Below are 21,824 nucleotides of genomic sequence, written 5' to 3' on the forward strand. Positions count from 1 at the left end.
CTTTCCCGGCACCCCCCGGCCGGCTTCCGCGCCGTTGGGGCACACTGGGCCGGTGACCGAGCAGCAGACCTCCCCTTCCTCCGGCCCCGCCGCGTCCGGCGGTCGTACGTCCCTCGCCGCGGCCCTGGCCGCTGGCGCGCTGGGTGCCGCGGCCGTGCTGGCGTCGTCGGGGCGGACGTGGGCCGAGGGGCGCGCCGCCGCGGCCGTCGGGTCGGGGACCGTGCAGATCGGCGTCGGCGGGCGGGACGTGACCGGGCTGCCCTCGGCGCTGGCGGTGGTGGGACTGGCCGCCCTGGTCGCCGTCTTCGCCGTCCGCGGTACGGGCCGCCGGCTCGTCGCCGCGCTGCTGGCGCTCTCCGGCGCCGGGGTCGCCGCCGCCTCCCTCGCGGGCGGCGGTGCGCGGGCCGCGCTGCGGGAGAAGGCCGCCGGGGTCTCCGGGCTGACGGGCGCCGCTGTGGAGAACCTCACATCGACCGCCTGGCCGTGGGTCGCCGCCGCGGGCGGCCTGCTGCTCCTCGCCGCCGGACTCCTCGCTCTGCGCCACGGCGCCAACTGGCCTGCGATGTCCGGGCGTTACGAGCGCTCCGGGGTGCCGGCGCCGCGTCGCGCGGCTGCGCCCGCGGACCCCGAGCGGCCCGAGGAGCTGTGGAAGGCGCTCGACCGCGGCGAGGACCCCACGGCCGCGAACTGACCCCCGGGAACAGGGCGCCGGCCGCGTCGGGGACAATGGATCGGGCGTTCTGCGGTCCGATCTTCACACCGCCGCAGCGCCCTTCGACGGACCCACCCTTCTCGTAGACCGGCAAGGAGCACTCATGGCGGCCAACAACGGCCACGGCGCGGACCACGGCCACACCCCGGCGGCGTGGACCGGCGTGATCATTGCCTTCGTCGGCTTCATGGTCGCCGGCTACTTCATGGTCGTAGCCCAGCCCATCGGCTTCTGGGCCGGCATCGCCCTGACCCTCGTGGGCGGCCTCGTCGGCGCCGCGATGAAGGCGGCCGGCATGGGCAAGGAAGAGCCCGCCCCGCACCGCATGGCCGGCTGAACGGCGGGCCGACCGGGCGCGGGTCCGACCCGCGCCCACCACGCCCGTACGGACAACGGATGCGCTCCCGCCCCCGCGGCGGGAGAATCGCGGCGTGTACAGCGACCTCGCCCGCCGGCTGGCGGGACCCGTGGCGGCCGCGGCCCTCGTGGCCGCGGCTTTCGGCTATGTCCGCGCGGTCGATCCGGGCGAGCCCGGCCACTACCCCGTCTGCCCGCTGCTGCGCCTGACGGGGTGGTACTGCCCGGGCTGCGGCGGGCTGCGCGCTGCGCACGCGCTGGCCCACGGCGACCTCGCCGCGGCGGCGGCGTCGAACGTCCTGGCGCTGGGCGTCTTCACGGTGGTGGCCCTTGTCCTGTCCTGCTGGCTGCTGGCCGCCGTCCGGGGCCGGGGGCTGTCGCTGCCGTGGGGGCGGGTGAACGGCTACGCGCTGACGGGACTCGCCGCCGCCTTCACGCTCGTACGGAACCTGCCCTTCGGCCGGTTCCTCGCCCCCTGAAGGCCGGGGCGGGGCCCGTGAGGGGTACGGCCCGTGTCCACCGGCCGGGATCGGCGCCCACCGGATGCGGGGCTTGCGGCCCGGCCCGGATACCATCACAGATGCCCCACACCGCCATCAAGGAGGCCCCTCGCGTGAGTGTGCTCGACGAGATCATCGACGGAGTCCGCGAGGACCTCGCCGAGCGGCAGGCGCGGGTGAGCCTGGAGGAGCTGAAGGAGCGCGCCGCGCGCGCCCCCTCCGCCCGTGACGGCGTCGCGGCGCTGAAGGGCGACTCGGTGCGGGTGGTCTGCGAGGTGAAGCGCTCCAGCCCCTCCAAGGGCGCGCTGGCCGCGATCGCCGACCCGGCGGCTCTGGCCGCGGACTACGAGGCGGGCGGCGCGGCGGTCATCTCCGTGCTCACCGAGCAGCGCCGCTTCGGCGGTTCGCTGGCCGACCTGGAGGCCGTCCGGGCCAAGGTGGACGTCCCGATCCTGCGCAAGGACTTCATCGTCACCGCCTACCAGCTCTGGGAGGCGCGGGCGTACGGCGCGGACCTGGTGCTGCTGATCGTCGCGGCGCTGGAGCAGGAGGCGCTGGTCTCCCTGGTCGAGCGGGCCGAGTCCATCGGGCTGACCCCGCTGGTCGAGGTGCACGACGAGGACGAGGTCGAGCGGGCGGTCGCCGCCGGTGCGAAGATCATCGGGGTGAACGCGCGGAACCTGCGGACCCTGCGGGTCGACCGCTCCACCTTCGACCGGGTGGCCCCGGAGATCCCGGCCGGGATCGTGAAGGTCGCCGAGTCCGGGGTGCGCGGCCCGCACGACCTGATCGCCTACGCCAACGAGGGCGCCGACGCGGTGCTGGTCGGCGAGTCGCTGGTCACCGGCAAGGACCCGCGCGCGGCGGTCGCCGACCTGGTCGCCGCGGGCGCGCATCCGGCGCTGCGGCACGGCAGGAGCTGACGGGGGATGGCGATCGGCGCGCGACTGGCACGGGGCTGCAAGCCCCGCGGCTGCCGCGCGCCCGCGCGCCGGGTGCGCGGTCGGCGGGTGCGCTACCACATCGGGGCGGAGCCGGGGCAGATCAACGGGTGCCGATGGCGTGGGGGCGTGCGGGGTTAGGACGGGGGTCGCGTGGTGAATCGCGGCCCGGTCCGGCGACCCCGCTTACGGTGTCCCCAACCAAGCCATCTTCCCCAGGAGTTCGTCGGATGTCCGACTTCTTCGTTCCCGATCCGGCCGGGCAGGTCCCCGGTCCGAGCGGTTACTTCGGCGCGTACGGCGGCAAGTTCATCCCGGAGGCGCTCGTCGCCGCCGTGGACGAGGTCGCCGTCGAGTACGACAAGGCCAAGGACGACCCGTCCTTCGCCGCCGAGCTGACCGACCTGCTCGTCAACTACACCGGGCGCCCCTCCGCCCTCACCGAGGTGCCGCGCTTCGCCCGCCAGGCCGGCGGCGTGCGGATGTTCCTCAAGCGCGAGGACCTCAACCACACCGGCTCCCACAAGATCAACAACGTGCTGGGCCAGGCGCTCCTCACCCGGCGGATGGGCAAGACCCGCGTCATCGCCGAGACCGGCGCCGGCCAGCACGGCGTCGCCACCGCGACCGCCTGCGCGCTCTTCGGCCTGGACTGCACGATCTACATGGGCGAGGTCGACACCGAGCGCCAGGCGCTCAACGTCGCCCGGATGCGGATGCTGGGCGCCGAGGTGGTGGCGGTGCGGTCCGGCAGCCGCACCCTGAAGGACGCCATCAACGAGGCGTTCCGCGACTGGGTCGCCAACGTCGACTCCACCCACTACCTCTTCGGTACGGTCGCGGGCCCGCACCCCTTCCCGGCGATGGTCCGCGACTTCCACCGCGTGATCGGCGTCGAGGCACGGCGCCAACTGCTGGAGCGGGCGGGCCGGTTGCCCGACGCGGCGGTGGCGTGCGTGGGCGGCGGCTCCAACGCCATCGGCCTCTTCCACGCCTTCCTCGGCGATCCGGGGGTGCGGCTGGTGGGCTGCGAGCCCGCGGGCCACGGGATCGAGAGCGGCGAGCACGCGGCCACGCTCTCCGAGGGCGATCCGGGCATCCTGCACGGTTCGCGCAGCTACGTACTGCAGGACGAGGACGGCCAGATCACCGAGCCCTACTCCATCTCGGCCGGCCTGGACTACCCGGGCGTGGGCCCCGAGCACGCCTACCTCAAGGACTCCGGGCGCGCCGAGTACCGCGCGGTGACGGACGCGGCGGCCATGGACGCGCTGCGGCTGCTCTCGCGCACCGAGGGGATCATCCCGGCGATCGAGAGCGCGCACGCGCTGGCCGGGGCGCTGGAGGTCGGGCGCGAGCTGGGCGGGGAGGGGCTGATCGTGGTCAACCTCTCCGGGCGCGGCGACAAGGACATGGACACGGCGGCCCGTTACTTCGGGCTGTACGGCGGCGGCGCGACCCAGGAGGCGGCCAAGTGAGCGGGAACATCCCCCTGCTGGACGCGGCGCTGGCCCGCACGCGGACCGAGGACCGGGCGGCGCTGGTGGGCTACCTGCCGGCCGGCTTCCCCGACGTCGAGGGCGGCATCGACGCCATCTGCGCGATGGTGGAGGGCGGTTGCGACGTCGTCGAGGTGGGGCTGCCCCACAGCGATCCGGTGCTGGACGGCCCGGTGATCCAGACGGCGGACGACATCGCGCTGCGCGGCGGCCTGCGGATCAGGGACGTCGTGCGCACGGTCGGCGAGGTGTACGGGCGTACGGGCGCGCCGGTGCTGTGCATGACGTACTGGAACCCGGTCGACCGCTACGGCGTCGAGCGCTTCGCGGAGGATCTCGCGGCGGTGGGCGGGGCGGGCTGCATCCTGCCGGACCTGCCGGTCGAGGAGTCCGGGGTATGGCGCGCGGCGGCGGAGAAGCACGGGCTGGCCACGGTGTTCGTGGTGGCGCCGAGCAGCCGTGACGAGCGGCTGGCGAAGATCACGGCGGCGGGCTCCGGCTTCGTCTACGCGGCCTCGCTGATGGGCGTCACCGGCACCCGGGTCTCGGTCGGCGCGCAGGCGGCGGACCTGGTGGCCAGGACCCGGGCGACGACCGGGCTGCCGGTCTGCGTGGGGCTGGGCGTGTCGAACGCGGCCCAGGCGGCGGAGGTCGCGGCCTTCGCGGACGGCGTGATCGTGGGCTCGGCGTTCGTCCTGCGGGTGCTGGACGCGGGCGCGGACAGGGCGGCCGGGCTGGCGGCCGTGCGGGCGCTGGCGGGCGAGCTGGCGGCGGGCGTGCGGCGGGCCTGAGCAGCGCGCCGGCACGCGGCGGCGGTGGCTGTGGCGGGCGCGGGGCCGGGAGTGATCCCGGCCCCGCGCTCCGTCGTTTCGGCCTGGTCAACGTCCGTCCGTTCCAGGATGGTTGATCACCCGGCTGGTAAATCCTGCGTCAACTCCCGGTAACATGCCGTTATTCGCCCGGTTGTCCCATTCCCTCGGTCTGACATGGACTCGTAAACTCGCGCGACGCGGCGAGGAGCCCCCGCCGCGCACCGCCCGCATGTCCGCGAGGAGACCGATGCGTTCTCTTGCCCGCATAACCCCCCGCCTGCGCAAGCGACTTGCCAGTGCCACCGCACTGGCCGGTGTGCTGGTCCTGACCCCCCTCGGCGCCTCCACCGGCGCCGCCTCCCTCAGCGCTCCGGCCGCCGAGGACTGCGTGGACAGCGCGCCGCTCGCCCGCAAGGCCGCGCCCGGCAGCCACGACGCGCACGAGCCGAACGAGCTCTCGGCCACCAGGGCCGCCGCCATGGACAAGGCGCTCGACAAGCGGCTGGCGCAGCTGCGCGACTCCGGCCGCACCACCCAGCTGGCCGGCGCCACCATCCCCGTGTACTTCCACGTGATCCACAGCGGGGCCGCCGGCAACCTCTCGGCCTCCGACGTCAGCGCCCAGCTGTCGGTGCTGAACGCCGCCTTCGGCGGACAGGGCAGCGGCAACGTCCCCACCGGCTTCTCCTTCACCCTCGCCGGCACCGACTGGACCGACAACGCCGCCTGGTACAACGTCGGTGCGGGCTCGACCGCGGAGAAGCAGATGAAGTCCGCGCTGCGCCAGGGCGGTAAGAACGCGCTGAACATCTACAGCGCCAACCTGGGCGGCGGCCTGCTGGGCTGGGCGACCTTCCCCAGCTCCTACAACTCCAACCCCTCCGACGACGGCGTCGTCATCCTGGACGCGTCGCTCCCGGGCGGTTCGGCCACCGACTACGACGAGGGCGACACGGCAACCCACGAGGTCGGGCACTGGCTGGGGCTCTACCACACCTTCCAGGGCGGCTGCAGCGGCAACGGCGACTACGTGGCCGACACCCCGGCGGAGAAGAGCGCCGCCTACGAGTGCCCCACGGGTCGCGACAGCTGCGCCCGCAAGGCCGGGGCGGACCCCATCCACAACTTCATGGACTACACCTACGACGCGTGCATGTACCAGTTCACCGCCGGCCAGGTCCAGCGCATGCAGGACTCCTGGCTGGCGTACCGCGCGTAGCGCCGGTAAGCCCTAACGCCCCAGCTGGTTGGCCGTGTTGACGGCCCGCAGCACCGCCGCCGCCTTGTTGCGGCACTCCGCGTCCTCCGCGGCGGGGTCGGAGTCGGCGACGACTCCGGCCCCGGCCTGGACGTAGGCGGTGCCGTCCCGCAGCAGGGCGGTGCGGATGGCGATGGCGGTGTCCGCGTCGCCCGCGAAGTCCAGATAGCCGACGCAACCCCCGTACAGGCCGCGGCGGACGGGCTCCAGCTCCTCGATGATCTGCATCGCGCGCGGCTTGGGGGCGCCCGAGAGCGTCCCCGCCGGGAAGCAGGCGGTGAGCACGTCGAAGGCGCTGCGGTCCCCGCGTACCCGCCCGGTGACGGTCGAGACGATGTGCATCACGTGGCTGTAGCGCTCGACGGACATGAAGTCCACCACCTCCACGCTGCCCGGCTCGCAGACCCGGCCCAGGTCGTTGCGGCCCAGGTCGACCAGCATCAGGTGCTCGGCCCGCTCCTTGGCGTCCCCCAGCAGCTCCTCGGCCAGCGCCGCGTCCTGCTGGGGGGTGGCGCCGCGCGGGCGGGTGCCGGCGATGGGGTGCAGCAGCGCGCGGCCGTCCTCGACCTTGACGAGCGCCTCGGGGCTGGAGCCCACCACGTCGAAGTCCTCGAAGCGGAACAGGTACATGTACGGCGAGGGGTTGGTGGCCCGCAGCACCCGGTAGACGTCCAGCGCGCTCGCCTCGCACGGCGTCTCGAAGCGCTGCGAGGGGACGACCTGGAACGCCTCCCCGGCGCGGATGCGCTCCTTGACGTCCTCGACGGCCGCCCGGTAGTCGGCGCCGCCCCAGGGGGAGTCGTACGCGGGCAGCTCCGACGGCGGCAGCGGCACGGCGCCCGCCGCGACCGGCCGCGCCAGGTCCGCCTCCATCGCGTCCAGCCGGGCCAGCGCGTCGGCATACGCCTCGTCCACGCCGGTGTCGAGGTCGTTGTGGTTGATGGCGTTGGCGATGAGCAGGACGCTGCCGTCCCAGTGGTCGAGCACCGCGAGGTCGGAGGTGAGGAGCATCGTCAGTTCGGGCAGCCGCAGGTCGTCGGTGGCATGCTCGCCGATGCGCTCCAGGCGCCGCACCACGTCGTAGCCGAGGTAGCCGGTCATCCCGCCGGTGAAGGGCGGCAGTCCGCTGTCGCGGTGGTGCAGGTCGCGGGGGGTGTGCAGGGCCTCGACGGTGGCGCGCAGCGCCTCCAGCGGGTCGCCGCCGGCGGGGACGCCGACGGGCGGGGTGCCCAGCCAGTGCGCCCGGCCCCCGCGCACGGTGAGGGTGGCGGCGCTGCGCACGCCGACGAAGGAGTAGCGCGACCAACTGCGGCCGTTCTCCGCGGACTCCAGCAGGAACGTCCCCGGCCGCTCGGCGGCCAGCTTGCGGTACAGCCCGACGGGCGTGTCACCGTCGGCGAGGAGGCGGCGCACGACGGGGATGACCCGCCGGTCCTTGGCCAGCGCGCGGAACGTCTCAAGGTCCGGGGTCGTCATGGGCCGACCTTATCGGGCATACGGACCCCGCCCGACAGCCGCTCAGTCCGCGGACCGCGCCAGGGGGAGCGCGCCGTCGTCGAAGCAGGTACGGGTCCCGGTGTGGCAGGCGGGCCCGCGCTGGTCGACCTTCACCAGCAGCGTGTCCCCGTCGCAGTCCAGCGCCACGGACCTCACCTGCTGCACGTGCCCGGAGGTGTCGCCCTTCACCCAGTACTCGCCGCGCGAGCGGCTCCAGTACGTGGCCCGGCCGGTGGTCAGCGTGCGGTGCAGGGCCTCGTCGTCCATCCAGGCCAGCATCAGCACCTCGCCGGTGTCGTACTGCTGGGCGACGGCGGGGACCAGGCCCCGGGGGTCGCGCTTGAGGCGGGCGGCGACGGCGGGGTCGAGGCCGGAGGCGGGGACGGGGCGCGTGGTGGACATGGGCACATTCTGCCAACGAAAGGGGGACTCCCGAATCCGCACCGGTACGGGTAGGGCATGCTTCCAGCATGTCGTATCCACCGCCGCCCAGCCAGCCGTACCACCAGGGCTCCGGCCCGGGGTACAACCCGCCGCCGCAACAGCCCCCCGCCGGGGGCGGGTTCGGACCCCCCGGCGGCTTCGGCCCGCCCCAGCCCCCCGGCCCTCCCGGCGGCGGCTACGGCTACCCGGGCGGCCCCGGCTACCCCGGCGGACCGGGGCCCGGCGGCCCGTACCCCCCGCCTCCCGGCGGCGGCAACGGGCCGAAGATCGCCGCGGCGGTCGTCATCGGCGCGCTGCTGGTGGCGGCGATAGTCGTCAGCGTCGTGCTGCTGACGCGCACCGACGACAGCACGGACGCGGACAACAAGCCCACCGCCTCCCCCACTCCGACGCGCACGACGCAGTCCCCCTCCCCCTCGGCGGACCCGACGCAGACCCCCTCGCAGGACGCGACCACGGCGGCGCCCAGCGGCGACCCCACGATGCCCTTCATCCCCTACGTCGTCCTCAAGCCCGGCACCTGCTTCGACCACCCGCTGATCGACACGAGCGTGACGGAGGTCGAGAAGCGCTCGTGCAGCGCCCCGCACGACGGGCAGGTGATCTCCAACCGCACGCTGACGGGCGAGTTCGAGACGGAGAAGCAGCTGCAGGACAAGGCCCTGGAGCTGTGCAAGCAGGACGCGAACAAGAAGCTGAGCACGATGACCCCGGACGGCGAGCTCTACTACTTCTACGCCCTCTACCCCCGGCTGGTCTCCTACGAGTACCAGAACCAGGACACGGTCTCCTGCGCGCTGACGCTCACCGACAAGCCGGGCGGCAAGAAGCTCACCAAGCCGCTGAGCAGCTAGCCGGGGCTGCCCGCCCGCCGACCGCCCGCCCGCCGCATGCCCCTGGGCGGCGGGCGGGCGCCGTACGCTGGACCGCATGACGACGCATGCGAAGCGCGAACGCAAGGCCCTTGCCGAGGTGTTGGAGGCGGCCGGCCCCGACGCCCCGACCCTGTGCGGCGGGTGGACGACGCGGGACCTCGCCGCCCACGTGGTGGTACGGGAGCGGCGCGGCGAGGCGGCGGGGATCCTGCTTCCGGCGCTGGCGCCCCGACTGGAGCGGGTACGGCGGGAGTTCGCCGAGCGTCCGTACACAGAGCTGCTCGACCTGATCCGCACCGGGCCGCCCGCCTGGTCCCCGTTCGCCCTCAAGCAGGTCGACGAGGCGTCCAACCCGGTGGAGTTCTTCGTCCACACCGAGGACGTGCGCCGCGCGGACCCCGCCACCGCGCCCCGCGACCTCGACCCGCTGCTCGCCGAGACGCTCTGGAAGCGCCTGGAGCGCATGGCCCGCCTCCTGGCCCGCAGGTCCCCCGTCGGCCTGGTCCTGCGCCGCCCCGACGGCCGCACGGTGGTCGCCCGCCGCGCCACCCCGACGATCACCCTGACCGGCGACCCGGCGGAACTCCTCCTCTTCACCTACGGCCGCCAGCACGCGGCCCGCGTGGAGGCGGAGGGCGACAAGGACGCGGTGGCGTCGGCGTACGAGGCGGCGCTGGGCTTCTAGGGTTTGTACGGAGTTCCCCGTCCGCGCGCCGATCCAAGGTGGCCCGGGTAGGAATTCACGTTCATCGGACGAGTCGGACCCTTAATTCACCTGCGACTGCGGCGGGTTGGCCGTGAATTACGCGCCCGTCCGCGACACCATCCCTTTTGTCAACAAAGTATTGACACCGACTCGGAATGCCAGAAGAATCCGCGCCCGAAGTCTCCTTGGCGGCCTTCCGGGGGAGCAGACCCGCACCGGCCGCACGCCGCACTGCCGGGAACGACCGGCCGGGCGCCGTGATCCGCGGTGCCCGGCCGGTGGTCTCCACCCCCGACGCACCCCGTCGCGCCCTGCCGGGCGACGGATCGAACCGCACTCGCTAAGGAGCAGTTGAGATGGCCCCGTCTTCCACGCAGCCCTCCAAGCAGCCCGCCGGGCAGTCCCCCGCGCAGCCCACCGCACAGCCCTGGAAGCCCTCGCGCCGGCAGACCCTCGCGGGAGCCGTGGGCGCCGCCATCGCGATGGGCAGCGTCCGACTCCCCACCGCCGCCGCCGACTCGGCCCAGGAGCGCGCCCGCGCGCTCGCCGGCCGCATGACGCTGGAGCAGAAGATCGGCCAGCTCTTCGTCCTAGAGGTCGCCGGCCGCGACGCCCACGAGGTGGGCGAGGCGTCCGCCGCGCTGAACAGGTCCCGTTTCGGGGTGTCCACCCCGGCCGAGATCATCGCCAAGTACCGTCCCGGCGGCGTGATCTACTTCGTCTCCCGCGGTGACGACAACATGGGCGACCCCCGGCAGATCGCGCGGCTCTCCAACGGGCTGCAGAAGGTCTCGCAGGGCATCGACAACGGCGCCCCGCTGATCATCTCCACCGACCAGGAGGGCGGCCTCGTCTTCCGGATGCCCACGCCGCCCGCGACGGAGCAGCCGGGCAACATGGCGCTGGGCGCGACCTGGGCGCCGGCGAGCGCGTACCGCAGCAACGAGATCATGGGCGCCGAGCTGCGCGCCTGCGGGATCAACGCCAACTACGGGCCCGTGGCGGACGTCAACATCAACCCCGCCAACCCGGTCATCGGCATCCGCTCCTACGGCTCGGAGCCCGAGGCGGTCGCCGCGCTCACCGCCGCCGCCGTGAGGGGCCTGCACCGGGGCGGGGTCGCGGCCACCGCCAAGCACTTCCCCGGCCACGGCGACACCGACACCGACAGCCACTTCGGGCTGCCGCGCATCACGCACACGCGGCAGCAGTTGGACGACATCGACCTGCCGCCGTTCCGCGCCGCGATCGCCGCGGGCGTCGACACGATCATGACGGCGCACATCGTGGTGCCGTCGCTGGACGCCACCGAGGTGCCGGCGACGATGTCGTACCCGATCCTGACGGGGCTGCTGCGCGAGGAGCTGGGCTTCGAGGGGCTGATCGTCACCGACGCCCTCGACATGCAGGGCGCGAGTGCCGAGTACCCGCCGGACAAGGCGGCGTTGACGGCGTTCCGGGCCGGCGCGGACATGCTGGTGCTCTCGCCGAACCTGCCGCTGGCGTTCAACGCGCTGCTCGCCGCGGTGGAGTCCGGTGAGATCGCCGAGTCGCGGGTGGACGAGTCGGTCGTACGCATCCTCGCGCACAAGCTGCGCCGGGGGCTGTACGGGGACGACGCCTACGTCAGCGAGAGCCGCGCGCCCCGGGTCGTCGGGCAGCCGGCGTTCACGGCAGACGCCCGGGAGATCACCAGCCGTTCCACGACGCTGGTGAAGAACGACGGCGGCGTGCTGCCGCTGGCGGCGGGCAGCCGCTCGGTGCTGGTCACCGGCTGGGGCGTGACGACGGTGGCTCGCCTCGCCGGCGCCTTCACGGCGCGCGGGCACAGCGCCACCACGCTGGAGACGGGCGCGGTGCCCACGCAGGCGAAGATCGACGCGGCGGTGGCGGCGGCGGGCGCGGCGGACCTGGTCGTGGTCTCCTCGAACCTGCTGGCGGCCGGCAAGGCGGAGACGGGTACGGCGCAAGTGGCCCTCGTCAACGCGCTGTTGGCGACCGGCAGGCAGGTCGTGGTGCTGGGGGTGCGCAACCCGTACGACATCAACCGCTATCCGCAGGCGCCGGCGTTCCTGGCCACGTACGGCTACGGGCTGGTGAACCTGGAGCACGGGGTCAAGGCGGTGCTCGGCGAGCTGAACCCGGGCGGCCGGCTGCCGGTGGCGATCCCGGTGGCGGCCGAGCCCACGTCGGTGCTCTATCCGGTGGGGCACGGGCTGAGCTACTGAGGCACCCCGCCCCCGTACCGTACGCGCTCCCGGCGGCCCCGGGAGCGCGTACGGGGGCACGGGCGGGTCCGGTGGGGAAGGTGAGCGGCAGGCGAAGATCCGGAGAAGTCGCCACCTCTCCCTACCGATAAGCAGCCGCTCCCTTTATCGTTTCCGATCGTGACCATCCAACTCCCCCACCGCCGCTCGGTGATCAAGGCGGCCGCCGCGACCGCGGCCCTCGCCGCCGTCTCCTCCCCCGCCCCGGCCGCCGCGGCCGCCGGCCCCGCCTTCCTGCACGGCGTCGCCTCCGGTGACCCGCTGCCCGACGGCGTGCTGCTCTGGACCCGGGTGACCCCCGAGCCGGGCGCCGTCCCGGGCTCCGGGCTGGGCGCGGACACGGTCGTCACCTGGGAGGTCGCCCGCGACGCCGCCTTCGCCAAGGTCGTCGCGCGCGGCAGCGTGACCGCGCGGGCCGCGAGCGACCACACGGTGAAGGCGGACGTGCGCGGGCTGCGCGCGGCGACCCGCTACTGGTACCGCTTCACCGCCGGCGCCGCCACCTCCCCCGTCGGCCGTACGCGCACCGCGCCGGCGTTGGGCTCCCCGGTGGGCGGCGTGCGCTTCGGCGTGGTGTCCTGCGCCAACTGGGAGGCCGGCTACTTCGCCTCGTACCGCCACCTCGCCGCGCGCGGCGACCTGGACGCGGTGCTGCACCTGGGCGACTACATCTACGAGTACGCCACCGGCGCCTACGCCACCACCGGCGGTCCGGTGCGCCCGCACGTACCGGCGCACGAGATCCTCACCCTCGCCGACTACCGCGCCCGGCACGGCACCTACAAGACAGACGCGGACCTGCGGGCCCTGCACGCGCGCCACCCGCTGATCGCCATCTGGGACGACCACGAGATCGCCAACGACGCCTGGTCGGGCGGCGCGCAGAACCACGACCCGGCCACCGAGGGCGACTACGCGCAGCGTGCGGCGGCGGGCCGGCAGGCGTACTTCGAGTGGATGCCGGTGCGCCCCTCCGTGGAGGGCACCACCTACCGCCGGCTGCGCTTCGGCAAGCTCGCCGACCTGCACCTGCTGGACCTGCGCTCCTTCCGCTCCCAGCAGGCCGATGCCGCGAGCGGCGCGGTCGACGACCCGGAGCGCACGATCACGGGCCGCGCCCAGCTGGACTGGCTGAAGTCCGGGCTCTCCGCCTCGCAGGCGACCTGGCAGCTGGTCGGCAACTCGGTGATGATCTCGCCGCTGTCGTTCAACGGGCTGCCGCCGGCCCTGCTCGGCCCGCTCGCCAAGCTGCTCGGCATCCCGGCCGGGGGCGCGCCGGTGCTCACCGACCAGTGGGACGGGTACACCGACGACCGCCGCGAGCTGCTCGGCCACCTCGACGCGAACGCCATCCGCAACACGGTCTTCCTCACCGGCGACATCCACATGGCGTGGGCGAACGACGTCCCGGCGCGGGCCGCCGCACCCAGCTCCGCGGTGGAGTTCGTCGTCACGTCGGTGACCTCGGACAACATCGACGAGCTGCTCGGGGTGCCGCCGCAGACGCTGTCGGTGGTGGCCTCGCAGGCGGTACGGGCCGTCAACCCGCACGTGAAGTGGGTCGACATGGACTCCCACGGCTACGGCGTGCTGGACCTCACCGCCGAGCGCTCGCAGATGGACTACTACGTCCTGTCGGACAAGAAGTCCCCGGCGGCGACGTCCACCTGGGCGCGCTCCTACCGCACGCTCAGCGGCTCGCAGCGGATCGAGCAGGCGGACGCCCCCGTCCTGTGACGCACAGACGCCGCGGGGCCCGTACCCCTGGAGGTACGGGCCCCGCGGCGTCTGTCGCGGCGCGGCCTCAGCGCACCGGGTGCCCCGCCGCCCGCAGCGCGTCCTTCACGTCCGCGATGCGCAGCTCCCCGAAGTGGAAGACGGAGGCGGCCAGTACGGCGTCCGCGCCCGCCTCGATCGCCGGCGGGAAGTGCGCGGCGGTGCCCGCGCCGCCGGAGGCGATGACGGGCACGGCGACGTGCTTGCGCACCGCCGCGATCAGCCCGGTGTCGAAGCCGTCCTTGGTGCCGTCGGCGTCCATGGAGTTGAGCAGGATCTCCCCCGCCCCCGACTCGGCCGCCTGGTGCGCCCATTCGACCGCGTCGAGACCGGTGCCGCGCCGGCCGCCGTGGGTGGTGACCTCGTAGCCGGAGGGGGTCGAGACGCCCTCGGGGCAGCGGCGCGCGTCGACGGAGAGCACCAGCACCTGGCGGCCGAAGCGCTCGGCGATCTCGCGGATCAGCCCGGGGCGGGCGATGGCGGCGGTGTTCACGCCGACCTTGTCGGCCCCGGCGCGCAGCAGCCTGTCCACGTCCCCGGCGCTGCGGACGCCGCCGCCGACGGTCAGCGGGATGAAGACCTGCTCGGCGGTGCGCCGCACCACGTCGTAGGTGGTCTCGCGATCGCCCGAGGAGGCGGTGATGTCCAGGAAGGTCAGCTCGTCGGCGCCCTCCGCGTCGTAGCGCCGGGCCAGCTCCACCGGATCGCCGGCGTCGCGCAGCTCGCGGAAGTTGACGCCCTTGACCACCCGGCCGGCGTCGACGTCCAGGCAGGGGATGACGCGTACGGCCAGGCTCATGGTGCTCCTCGGTAGGCTTCGACCTCCACCTCGACCAGGATGCGCGAGTCGACGAATCCCGAGACGACGACCAGCGTCCCCGCCGGCCGTGCGGTGTCGAACAGTTCCTTGTGCGCGCGCCCGGCCGCCTCCACGTCCCGGGCGTGCGCGATGTACATCCGGGTACGGACCACGGAGGCGGGCCCCAGCCCGAACTCCCCCAGCGCGGCCAGCGCGTTGCCGAAGGCGGTGCGGGCCTGCTCGTACGGGTCGCCCTCGCCCTGCAGCACCCCGCGTACGAAGGGTATGGCGCCGGAGACGGACACCCGGTCGCCGGCGGCCACCGCCCGGGAGAAGCCCATCTCGTCCTCCCAGGGGTCCCCGGGGATCCGCTCGACCTCAGCCATGGCTACGCGCCCTCCTCCAACCCTGCCGCGGACACGGCCGCCAGGGCCTCCTCCAAGGTGAACGCCTTGGCGTAGAGAGCCTTGCCGACGATGGCGCCTTCGACACCCTCCGGTACCAGAGTGGCCAGTGCGCGCAGATCGTCAAGGGAGGAGACGCCCCCGGACGCGACCACGGGGCGGTCGGTGCGGGCGCAGACCTCGCGCAGCAGCTCCAGGTTGGGGCCCTGGAGAGTGCCGTCCTTGGCGATGTCGGTGACGACGTAGCGGGCGCAGCCCTCGGCGTCCAGGCGGGCGAGGGTCTCGTAGAGGTCGCCGCCGTCGCGGGTCCAGCCCCGGCCGCGCAGGGTCGTACCGCGGACGTCCAGGCCCACCGCGATGCGCTCGCCGTGCTCGGCGATGGCCCTGGCGACCCACTCGGGGCTCTCCAGGGCGGCGGTGCCGAGGTTGACGCGGGTGCAGCCGGTGGCCAGGGCGGCGGCGAGGGAGGCGTCGTCGCGGATGCCCCCGGAAAGCTCGACCTTGAGGTCCATGGCGGCGGTGACGGCGGCGATCTGCTCCCGGTTGTCGCCGGTGCCGAACGCGGCGTCCAGGTCGACGAGATGGAGCCACTCGGCGCCCGCGCGCTGCCAGGCCAGGGCGGCTTCCAGGGGGTCGCCGTAGCCGGTCTCGGTGCCGGACTCGCCGTGCACGAGGCGGACGGCCTGGCCGTCGCGGACGTCGACGGCGGGCAGGAGCTCAAGGGCGGGCATCACAGGCTCTCGATCCAGTTGGTCAGCAGCTGGGCTCCGGCGTCGCCGGACTTCTCGGGGTGGAACTGGGTGGCCCACAGCGGGCCGTTCTCCACGGCCGCCACGAAGGGCTCCCCGTAGGTGGACCAGGCCACCAGCGGCGGATTGATACGGGGGTTGTACGACTCCTGGTCCCACGTCGTGACGGCGTAGGAGTGCACGAAGTAGTAGCGGGCGTCGGCGGGCGTGCCAGCGAACAGCCGGGAATCGGCGGGGTGTTCGACGGTGTTCCAGCCGATGTGCGGGACGACCGGGGCGCGCAGCTCCTCGACCGTGCCGGGCCACTCGTCCAGGCCCTCGGTCTCCACGCCGTGCTCGACGCCGCGCGCGAAGAGGACCTGCATGCCGACGCAGATGCCCATGACGGGACGGCCGCCGGCGAGCCGGCGCTCGACGATCCAGTCGCCGCGCGCGGCGCGCAGTCCGCGCATGCAGGCGGCGAAGGCGCCGACGCCGGGGACGAGCAGTCCGTCGGCGGCGAGCGCCTTGTCGTAGTCGCGGGTGATCTCGACGTCCGCGCCGACCCGGGCCAGGGCCCGTTCGGCGGAGCGGACGTTGCCGAAGCCGTAGTCGAAGACGACCACCGTGCGCTGCCCCATCGCGCTCACCAGTCCACGCGCAGCAGGCCCGCGGCGAGCGCGAGCACGGCGGCGAGGCCGAGGAGGGCCAGGAGGCCCTTGGGCTTGCCCTGCTTGGCGAAGGAGATGAAGCCGCCCAGGAAGAAGAAGCCGACGAAGAGCAGCAGGAGGGCCAGCGCGCTCACAGCGCCCCCTTGGTGGAGGGGATGCCGCTCTGGCGGGGGTCGATCTCGCTGGCGTAGCGCAGGGCGCGGGCCAGGGCCTTGAACTGCGCCTCCACGATGTGGTGCGCGTTGCGCCCGTAGGGGACGTGCACGTGCAGGCCGATCTGCGCCTGGGCCGTGAAGGATTCCAGGATGTGCCGGGTCATGGTGGTGTCGTACTCGGTGCCGATCATCGGCGCCATGCCCGCGGGCTCGCTGTGCACCAGGTACGGGCGCCCCGAGAGGTCCACGGTGACCTGGGCGAGCGCCTCGTCCAGCGGGACGGAGGCGTTGGCGAAGCGCACGATGCCCCGCTTGTCGCCGAGTGCCTGGCGGAAGGCGGCGCCCAGCGCGAGGGCGGTGTCCTCGATGGTGTGGTGCGCGTCGATGTGCAGGTCGCCGTCGGTCTTGACCGTGAGGTCGAAGAGGCCGTGGCGGCCCAGCTGGTCGAGCATGTGGTCGAAGAAGCCGACCCCGGTGGACACCTCCACCTGCCCGGTGCCGTCGAGGTCGATCCCGACGAGTACGGAGGTCTCCTTCGTGGCCCGCTCCACGCGGCCGACGCGACTCATGCGCTGTTCTCCCTGGGGTACTTGAGGTCCTTGAGGCTCACGCGCACCGCTTCCAGGAACGCGTCGTTCTCCTGCGGGGTCCCGGCGGTCACCCGCAGGTGGCCCGGTACGCCGTTGTCGCGCACCAGCACCCCGTGCTCCAGCAGCCGCCGCCACATCGCCCGGGCGTCGGGGAAGCGCCCGAACTGCACGAAGTTGGCGTCGGACTCCGTCACCTCGCAGCCCAGCGCGGTCAGTTCGGCGACCAGGCGGTCGCGCTCGCCCTTGAGCTGCTCGACGTAGGCCAGCAGCGTACCGGTGTGCTCCAGGGCGGCGAGCGCGGTGGCCTGGGTGACGGCCGAGAGGTGGTAGGGCAGGCGCACCAGCTGGACGGCGTCCACCACGGCCGGGTCGGCGGCGAGGTAGCCCAGCCGCAGCCCGGCGGCCCCGAAGGCCTTGGACATGGTGCGGGTCAGGACCAGGTGCGGGCGGCCCTCGATCAGCGGCAGCAGCGAGGGCCGGTGGCTGAACTCGCCGTACGCCTCGTCCACCACGACGAGGGAGGGCTTGGCGGCCTGCGCCGCCTCGTACAGCCGCAGCACCGTCTCGGCCGAAACAGCTGTGCCCGTCGGGTTGTTGGGCGAGCAGACGAAGACGACGTCGGGGGCCAGCTCGGCGATGGCGCGCTCGGCGGCCCCGACGTCGATGGTGAAGTCCGCGTTGCGGGGGCCGCTGACCCAGCCGGTCCCGGTGCCGCGCGAGATGATCGCGTGCATCGAGTAGGAGGGCTCGAAGCCGATCGCGGTGCGGCCCGGTCCGGCGAAGGTCTGCAGGAGCTGCTGGAGGACCTCGTTGGAGCCGTTGGCGGCCCAGACCTGCGCGGGGCCGACCGCCAGGCCGCCACTGCGGCTGAGGTAGCGGGCCAGCTCGGTGCGCAGCTCGACCGCGTCGCGGTCGGGGTAGCGGTTGAGGGAGCGGGCGGCCTCGGTCACCCGCTCGGCGATGGAGGCCACCACCGACTCGGGCAGGGGGTAGGGGTTCTCGTTGGTGTTGAGCCGCACCGGGACGTCCAACTGCGGGGCGCCGTACGGGGACTGGCCGCGCAGTTCGTCGCGGATGGGGAGGTCGTCGATGGACACCATCACGGCACTTCCCAACCGAAGCGGGCCTTGATCGCCGCCCCGTGCGCCGGCAGGTCCTCCGCCTCCGCCAGGGTGACGACGTGGTGGGCGACCTCGGCGAGGGCCTCGCGCGAGTAGTCCACGAGGTGGACGCCGCGCAGGAAGGACTGCACGCTCAGGCCCGAGGAGTGGCAGGCGCAACCGCCGGTCGGCAGCACGTGGTTGGAGCCGGCGACATAGTCGCCGAGCGAGACCGGGGAGTACGCGCCGACGAAGACCGCGCCCGCGTTGCGCACCCGGGCGGCGACCTCGGCGGCGTCCTCGGTGATGACCTCCAGGTGCTCCGCGCCGTAGGCGTTGACCACCGCGAGGCCCTCCTCGATCCCGTCGACCAGCACGATCGCGGACTGCCGGCCGCCGAGCGCGGGCCGGATGCGGTCCTCGACGTGCCGGGTCGCGGCGACCTGCGCGGGCAGTTCCTTCGCCACCGCGTCCGCCAGCGCCTCGGAGTCCGTGACCAGCACGGCGGCGGCCAGCGGATCGTGCTCGGCCTGCGAGACGAGGTCGGCCGCCACGTGGACGGGGTCGGCGCTGCCGTCGGCCAGGACGGCGATCTCGGTCGGGCCGGCCTCGGCGTCGATGCCGATCAGGCCGGTGAAGTAGCGCTTGGCGGCGGCGACCCAGATGTTGCCGGGGCCGGTGACCATGTCGGCGGGGGCGCAGCTGTCGGTGCCGTACGCGAACATCGCCACGGCCGTCGCGCCGCCCGCCGCGTACACCTCGTCGATGCCCAGCAGCGCGCAGGCGGCCAGGATCGTGGGGTGCGGCAGCCCGCCGAACTCGGCCTGCGCGGGCGAGGCGAGCGCGATCGACGGCACCCCGGCCTCCTGGGCCGGCACCGCGTTCATGATCACGGAGGAGGGGTAGACGGCGCGGCCCCCGGGCGCGTAGAGCCCGACCCGGTCCACGGGGATCCACTTCTCGGTGACCGTGCCGCCGGGCACCACCTGGGTGGTGTGCTCCTCGCGCCGCTGCTCGCGGCTGACCAGTCGCACCCGGCGGATGGACTCCTCCAGCGCGGCCCGCACCTGCGGATCGAGCTGCTCCAGCGCCGCGACGATCAGCTCGGGCGGCACCCGCACCTGCTCCAGGCGCACCCCGTCGAAGCGCTGCGCGTACTCGATCAGCGCCTCGTCGCCGCGATGCCGTACGTCCTCGCAGATGGGCCGCACCTTCTCCAGGGCGGCCGCGACGTCGAACTCGGCACGGGGCAGTACGGAGCGCAGGGCGCCGCCCGTCGGAAGGGCGGTACCGCGCAGATCGATTCGGGAGATCACGGTGCCAAGTGTCGCAGACCCCGGCCCGCCCACCGCCCCGCGTCCCACACCCCGAGACGCCCGTCCACTATCCGGAGAGCCGTGTCCCCCGGGCGCCCGCGGCGGCTGCCCACGTCACGGAACCGGCTGGCAGGATGGCCGTATGGCAGCCTCCCCCACAGACCCCCTGACGGTCGTCCTCTTCCACTCCGCCTACGGACTGCGCCCCGCCGTCGAGGCGCTCGCCGACGAGCTGCGCGCAGCCGGCCACGAGGTGGTCGTCCCCGACCTCTACGAGGACCGCACGGCCGGCACCGTCGAGGAGGCCATGGCGATCCGCGAGGAGATCGGCAGCGACGAGCTGCTCAAGCGCGCCGTGCTGGCGGCGGCCCCGCACTCCGACAAGGGCGTCGTCTACGCCGGCCTCTCGCTCGGCGGCTCGATCGCGCAGAACCTCGCACTGGCCGACGAGAAGGCGCGCGGGCTGCTGCTCTTCGGCGGTACGTCCGACCTGGCGGACGACACCGTCTCGGCGGTGGAGGAGCTGCCCGTACAGCTGCACGTGGCCGACCCCGACCCGTTCGAGACGCACGACTGGCTCACGGCCTGGTACCTGCGGATGCAGCGCGCGGACACCGACCCGGAGGTCTTCCGCTACCCCGGCGCCGGACACCTCTTCCTGGACACGGAGCTGCCCGACTACGACGCCGAGGCGGCCGAAGCCGCGACGGCGCGGGCACTGGCCTTCCTGGCGGAGCTGGACACCGCGGCGGCGCGGGGCTGAGGCGGGCGGACACGCGGGCGGGGCGGAGGCTGCACGCCTCCGCCCCGCCCGTGCGTCCTACGGGCGCTGCCCGCCGGGCGCTACTTGACGCCCAGCTCGGCCAGCTTCGCCGGCAGCTCCTCGGTCTTGATGTCCTTGCCGTCGATGCGGACGGTCGGCGTGCCCTTGATCCCGGCGTCGTTGAAGCTGTCGACCATCTCCAGGGCCCACTTGTCGTAGGTGCCCTTCTCCACGGCGGTCTTGAACGCCGAGTTGCCCTTCAGCTCCTTGACGTTCTCCGCGACCTTCAGCAGGTAGGCGTTCTCCGCGAACTTGTCCTGCGACTCCTCCGGGTGGTGCTCGGTGGAGTAGAGCAGGCCGTGGTACTCGGCGAACGCCTCCGGACTGACGTTCAGCGCGGCGCCCAGGGCGCTGATGGCGTTCCGCGAGCCGGTGCCGGTCATGTTCTGGTCGATGATCGCGCCCAGGTGCACGGTCAGCTTGTACTTGCCGTCCTTCGCGCCCTGCTTGAGCTTCTCGCCGAGCGCCTGCTCGAAGCCGGCGCAGGCCGGGCAGCGCATGTCCTCGTAGGTGTCGATGGCGGTCTTGGCATCCGCGCCGCCGACGACGACGGTGGTGCCGTTCTTCCCGCTGGTGTTCGCCGGTTCGACCAGCTTGGCCTTGGCGGCAGCGGCCCAGTCCTTGCCGTCGCCGCTGGTGTCGTCGTCGTCCATCTTGGAGACGCCCAGGGCTATGCCGCCACCGATCGCCAGCACGGCGACGACGCCGCCGACGGCCAGCAGCTGGCGGCGCAGGCGGTCCTTCTTCGCCTGGCGCTCGCGCTCGATCTTCAGCCGCTCGCGGGCGGCACGCTTGGCTTCCTGGCTGTTGCGCTTGCTCATGTCCGTGGATCCTCTGGTCTTCTCGTACGAAAGGGGGTGTGCGCGGGGCCGCCTCAGCGGGCGGCGGCGGGCAGCGGCGGCCCGCGCCGCGCCAGGGAGTGCGTCAGCGCCTCCCGCGCGTGCGCCGCGACGGCGCCCCACCGCGGTCGTACGGGCAGGCGCGCCGGCTCGGCGATGGCCGCCCGGCAGACGGCGAAGGCCAGCAGCAGCGGCCGGAAGGCGGCGGCGCCGGCCGCGCGCAGCAGCCGGGCGGCGGCCGTCTCGCCGTGCGCGAGCCAGGCGGCGCCCGCCAGCCCGGCGGCGAGGTGGGCGGCGAGCAGCAGCCAGGGGGAGGCGGTGCCGGTGAGCAGGGAGTCCCCGCGGGCCGTCATCCGGGCCAGCGGCGTGCCCAGTTCGCCGCCGCCGCACAGCAGGTCCACGCCCAGCGAGCGCAGGGTGCCGCCGACCGGGCCGCCGGAGGGCCCGTAGCAGGCGTGGCGGCCGGTGGTGAAGACCGTGTCGGCGGCCAGCTCCAGGGGGACGAGCAGCGCGGCGATCCGCAGGAAGCCGCGCCGGCCCCCGTCCGCGGGCGTACCGGCGAGCGCGAAGGCGAGGGCGAAGACGGCGGCCGTCACCCAGGCGAGGGTGGCGGCGGGCAGCGGCGCGGCGGCGAGCAGGACGTGGGCGCCGGCGGAGAGCGTGACGCACAGCGCGGTGAACAGCGCCGCGCGCACGCCCCGCATCCGTATGCCCATCGCCACCCTCCCGGCCATCGCGAGAGTGTCCCACGAACG

Annotated in this window: 25 protein-coding genes; 13 read left to right on the plus strand and 12 right to left on the minus strand. The window is 73.8% G+C overall.

Going from position 1 to position 21,824, the window contains the following annotated elements:
* Window positions 1–52 precede the first annotated feature (52 nt).
* From ACFQLX_RS00490 to ACFQLX_RS00525, 8 genes are all read left to right on the plus strand, one after another.
* The gene (locus ACFQLX_RS00490) at window positions 53–691 is read left to right on the plus strand and encodes a TIGR02234 family membrane protein (RefSeq protein WP_386410334.1); all 639 of its coding nucleotides are present in this window, start codon (window positions 53–55) and stop codon (window positions 689–691) included.
* Between the two features lie 124 nt (window positions 692–815).
* Complete coding sequence (locus ACFQLX_RS00495) at window positions 816–1,049, plus strand: HGxxPAAW family protein (RefSeq protein ID WP_386410337.1); 234 nt, start codon at window positions 816–818, stop codon at window positions 1,047–1,049.
* 94 nt (window positions 1,050–1,143) lie between these two features.
* Window positions 1,144–1,548, plus strand: coding sequence for a DUF2752 domain-containing protein (locus tag ACFQLX_RS00500; protein ID WP_386410340.1), 405 nt, complete (start codon window positions 1,144–1,146; stop codon window positions 1,546–1,548).
* A gap of 134 nt (window positions 1,549–1,682) precedes the next feature.
* Window positions 1,683–2,492, plus strand: coding sequence for an indole-3-glycerol phosphate synthase TrpC (trpC, locus tag ACFQLX_RS00505; RefSeq protein WP_386410343.1), 810 nt, complete (start codon window positions 1,683–1,685; stop codon window positions 2,490–2,492).
* Between the two features lie 6 nt (window positions 2,493–2,498).
* Window positions 2,499–2,651, plus strand: a complete 153-nt coding sequence (gene trpM, locus ACFQLX_RS00510; RefSeq protein WP_386410346.1) for a tryptophan biosynthesis modulator TrpM — start codon at window positions 2,499–2,501, stop codon at window positions 2,649–2,651.
* 89 nt (window positions 2,652–2,740) lie between these two features.
* Window positions 2,741–3,988 carry a tryptophan synthase subunit beta gene (gene trpB, locus ACFQLX_RS00515; protein ID WP_386410348.1) on the plus strand — a complete coding sequence of 416 codons (1,248 nt, stop codon included), beginning with the start codon at window positions 2,741–2,743 and terminating at the stop codon, window positions 3,986–3,988.
* On the plus strand, window positions 3,985–4,800 hold the full coding sequence (trpA, locus tag ACFQLX_RS00520; protein WP_386410351.1) for a tryptophan synthase subunit alpha: 816 nt from the start codon (window positions 3,985–3,987) through the stop codon (window positions 4,798–4,800). The genes trpB and trpA overlap by 4 nt, the downstream gene beginning before the upstream one ends.
* Window positions 4,801–5,068: 268 nt before the next feature.
* A complete protein-coding gene (locus ACFQLX_RS00525) occupies window positions 5,069–6,040 on the plus strand; it encodes a zinc metalloprotease (protein WP_386410353.1) in 972 nt (323 codons plus the stop codon).
* Between the two features lie 12 nt (window positions 6,041–6,052).
* Here the strand turns inward: ACFQLX_RS00525 and ACFQLX_RS00530 are convergent, their stop codons facing one another.
* Together ACFQLX_RS00530 and hisI are read right to left on the minus strand one after the other, a co-directional pair.
* The gene (locus ACFQLX_RS00530; protein WP_386410356.1) at window positions 6,053–7,555 is read right to left on the minus strand and encodes an anthranilate synthase component I; all 1,503 of its coding nucleotides are present in this window, start codon (window positions 7,553–7,555) and stop codon (window positions 6,053–6,055) included.
* A 42-nt stretch (window positions 7,556–7,597) separates the two neighbouring features.
* Complete coding sequence (gene hisI / locus ACFQLX_RS00535; protein ID WP_386410359.1) at window positions 7,598–7,978, minus strand: phosphoribosyl-AMP cyclohydrolase; 381 nt, start codon at window positions 7,976–7,978, stop codon at window positions 7,598–7,600.
* Between the two features lie 68 nt (window positions 7,979–8,046).
* Here hisI and ACFQLX_RS00540 point away from each other — a divergent pair, with 68 nt between their 5' ends.
* The 4 genes from ACFQLX_RS00540 (at window position 8,047) to ACFQLX_RS00555 (ending at window position 13,605) form a co-directional block, all read left to right on the plus strand.
* Window positions 8,047–8,874 (plus strand): hypothetical protein, encoded by an 828-nt coding sequence (locus ACFQLX_RS00540; RefSeq protein WP_386410362.1) that lies wholly within the window; start codon window positions 8,047–8,049, stop codon window positions 8,872–8,874.
* 76 nt (window positions 8,875–8,950) lie between these two features.
* Window positions 8,951–9,580, plus strand: coding sequence for a TIGR03085 family metal-binding protein (locus ACFQLX_RS00545; protein ID WP_386410365.1), 630 nt, complete (start codon window positions 8,951–8,953; stop codon window positions 9,578–9,580).
* A 377-nt stretch (window positions 9,581–9,957) separates the two neighbouring features.
* Window positions 9,958–11,829 (plus strand): glycoside hydrolase family 3 protein, encoded by a 1,872-nt coding sequence (locus ACFQLX_RS00550; protein WP_386410368.1) that lies wholly within the window; start codon window positions 9,958–9,960, stop codon window positions 11,827–11,829.
* A 159-nt stretch (window positions 11,830–11,988) separates the two neighbouring features.
* Window positions 11,989–13,605: an alkaline phosphatase D family protein gene (locus ACFQLX_RS00555; RefSeq protein ID WP_386410371.1), complete on the plus strand. Its 1,617-nt coding sequence runs from the start codon at window positions 11,989–11,991 to the stop codon at window positions 13,603–13,605.
* Between the two features lie 67 nt (window positions 13,606–13,672).
* On the opposite strand, the gene hisF is transcribed toward ACFQLX_RS00555, so the two are convergent.
* The 8 genes from hisF to hisD are packed head-to-tail and all read right to left on the minus strand — an operon-like array spanning window position 13,673 to window position 19,407.
* A complete protein-coding gene (hisF, locus tag ACFQLX_RS00560; RefSeq protein WP_386410374.1) occupies window positions 13,673–14,443 on the minus strand; it encodes an imidazole glycerol phosphate synthase subunit HisF in 771 nt (256 codons plus the stop codon).
* Window positions 14,440–14,829: a Rid family hydrolase gene (locus ACFQLX_RS00565; RefSeq protein ID WP_386410377.1), complete on the minus strand. Its 390-nt coding sequence runs from the start codon at window positions 14,827–14,829 to the stop codon at window positions 14,440–14,442. The genes hisF and ACFQLX_RS00565 overlap by 4 nt, the downstream gene beginning before the upstream one ends.
* 2 nt (window positions 14,830–14,831) lie before the next feature.
* Window positions 14,832–15,578, minus strand: a complete 747-nt coding sequence (gene priA / locus ACFQLX_RS00570; protein WP_386410380.1) for a bifunctional 1-(5-phosphoribosyl)-5-((5-phosphoribosylamino)methylideneamino)imidazole-4-carboxamide isomerase/phosphoribosylanthranilate isomerase PriA — start codon at window positions 15,576–15,578, stop codon at window positions 14,832–14,834.
* Window positions 15,578–16,216 carry an imidazole glycerol phosphate synthase subunit HisH gene (hisH, locus tag ACFQLX_RS00575; protein ID WP_386410383.1) on the minus strand — a complete coding sequence of 213 codons (639 nt, stop codon included), beginning with the start codon at window positions 16,214–16,216 and terminating at the stop codon, window positions 15,578–15,580. Before hisH ends, priA begins: the two co-directional genes overlap by 1 nt.
* 5 nt (window positions 16,217–16,221) lie before the next feature.
* Entirely contained in the window at window positions 16,222–16,380 is a 159-nt protein-coding gene (locus ACFQLX_RS00580) for a hypothetical protein (RefSeq protein ID WP_386410386.1), read from the minus strand.
* Complete coding sequence (hisB, locus tag ACFQLX_RS00585; RefSeq protein WP_386410389.1) at window positions 16,377–16,970, minus strand: imidazoleglycerol-phosphate dehydratase HisB; 594 nt, start codon at window positions 16,968–16,970, stop codon at window positions 16,377–16,379. Before hisB ends, ACFQLX_RS00580 begins: the two co-directional genes overlap by 4 nt.
* Window positions 16,967–18,091, minus strand: coding sequence for a histidinol-phosphate transaminase (locus ACFQLX_RS00590; protein WP_386410392.1), 1,125 nt, complete (start codon window positions 18,089–18,091; stop codon window positions 16,967–16,969). Before ACFQLX_RS00590 ends, hisB begins: the two co-directional genes overlap by 4 nt.
* Window positions 18,091–19,407 (minus strand): histidinol dehydrogenase, encoded by a 1,317-nt coding sequence (hisD, locus tag ACFQLX_RS00595; RefSeq protein WP_386410395.1) that lies wholly within the window; start codon window positions 19,405–19,407, stop codon window positions 18,091–18,093. Before hisD ends, ACFQLX_RS00590 begins: the two co-directional genes overlap by 1 nt.
* Before the next feature lie 142 nt (window positions 19,408–19,549).
* Between hisD and ACFQLX_RS00600 the strand changes: the two genes are divergently transcribed.
* Window positions 19,550–20,170, plus strand: a complete 621-nt coding sequence (locus ACFQLX_RS00600) for a dienelactone hydrolase family protein (protein ID WP_386410398.1) — start codon at window positions 19,550–19,552, stop codon at window positions 20,168–20,170.
* An 80-nt stretch (window positions 20,171–20,250) separates the two neighbouring features.
* Here the strand turns inward: ACFQLX_RS00600 and ACFQLX_RS00605 are convergent, their stop codons facing one another.
* Window positions 20,251–21,051 (minus strand): thioredoxin domain-containing protein, encoded by an 801-nt coding sequence (locus ACFQLX_RS00605; RefSeq protein WP_386410401.1) that lies wholly within the window; start codon window positions 21,049–21,051, stop codon window positions 20,251–20,253.
* 53 nt (window positions 21,052–21,104) lie between these two features.
* Window positions 21,105–21,803 (minus strand): hypothetical protein, encoded by a 699-nt coding sequence (locus ACFQLX_RS00610; protein ID WP_386410403.1) that lies wholly within the window; start codon window positions 21,801–21,803, stop codon window positions 21,105–21,107.
* Between the last annotated feature and the right edge of the window lie 21 nt (window positions 21,804–21,824).

The organism is Streptomyces polyrhachis (assembly GCF_042663125.1).
GTDB lineage: Bacteria > Actinomycetota > Actinomycetes > Streptomycetales > Streptomycetaceae > Streptomyces > Streptomyces polyrhachii.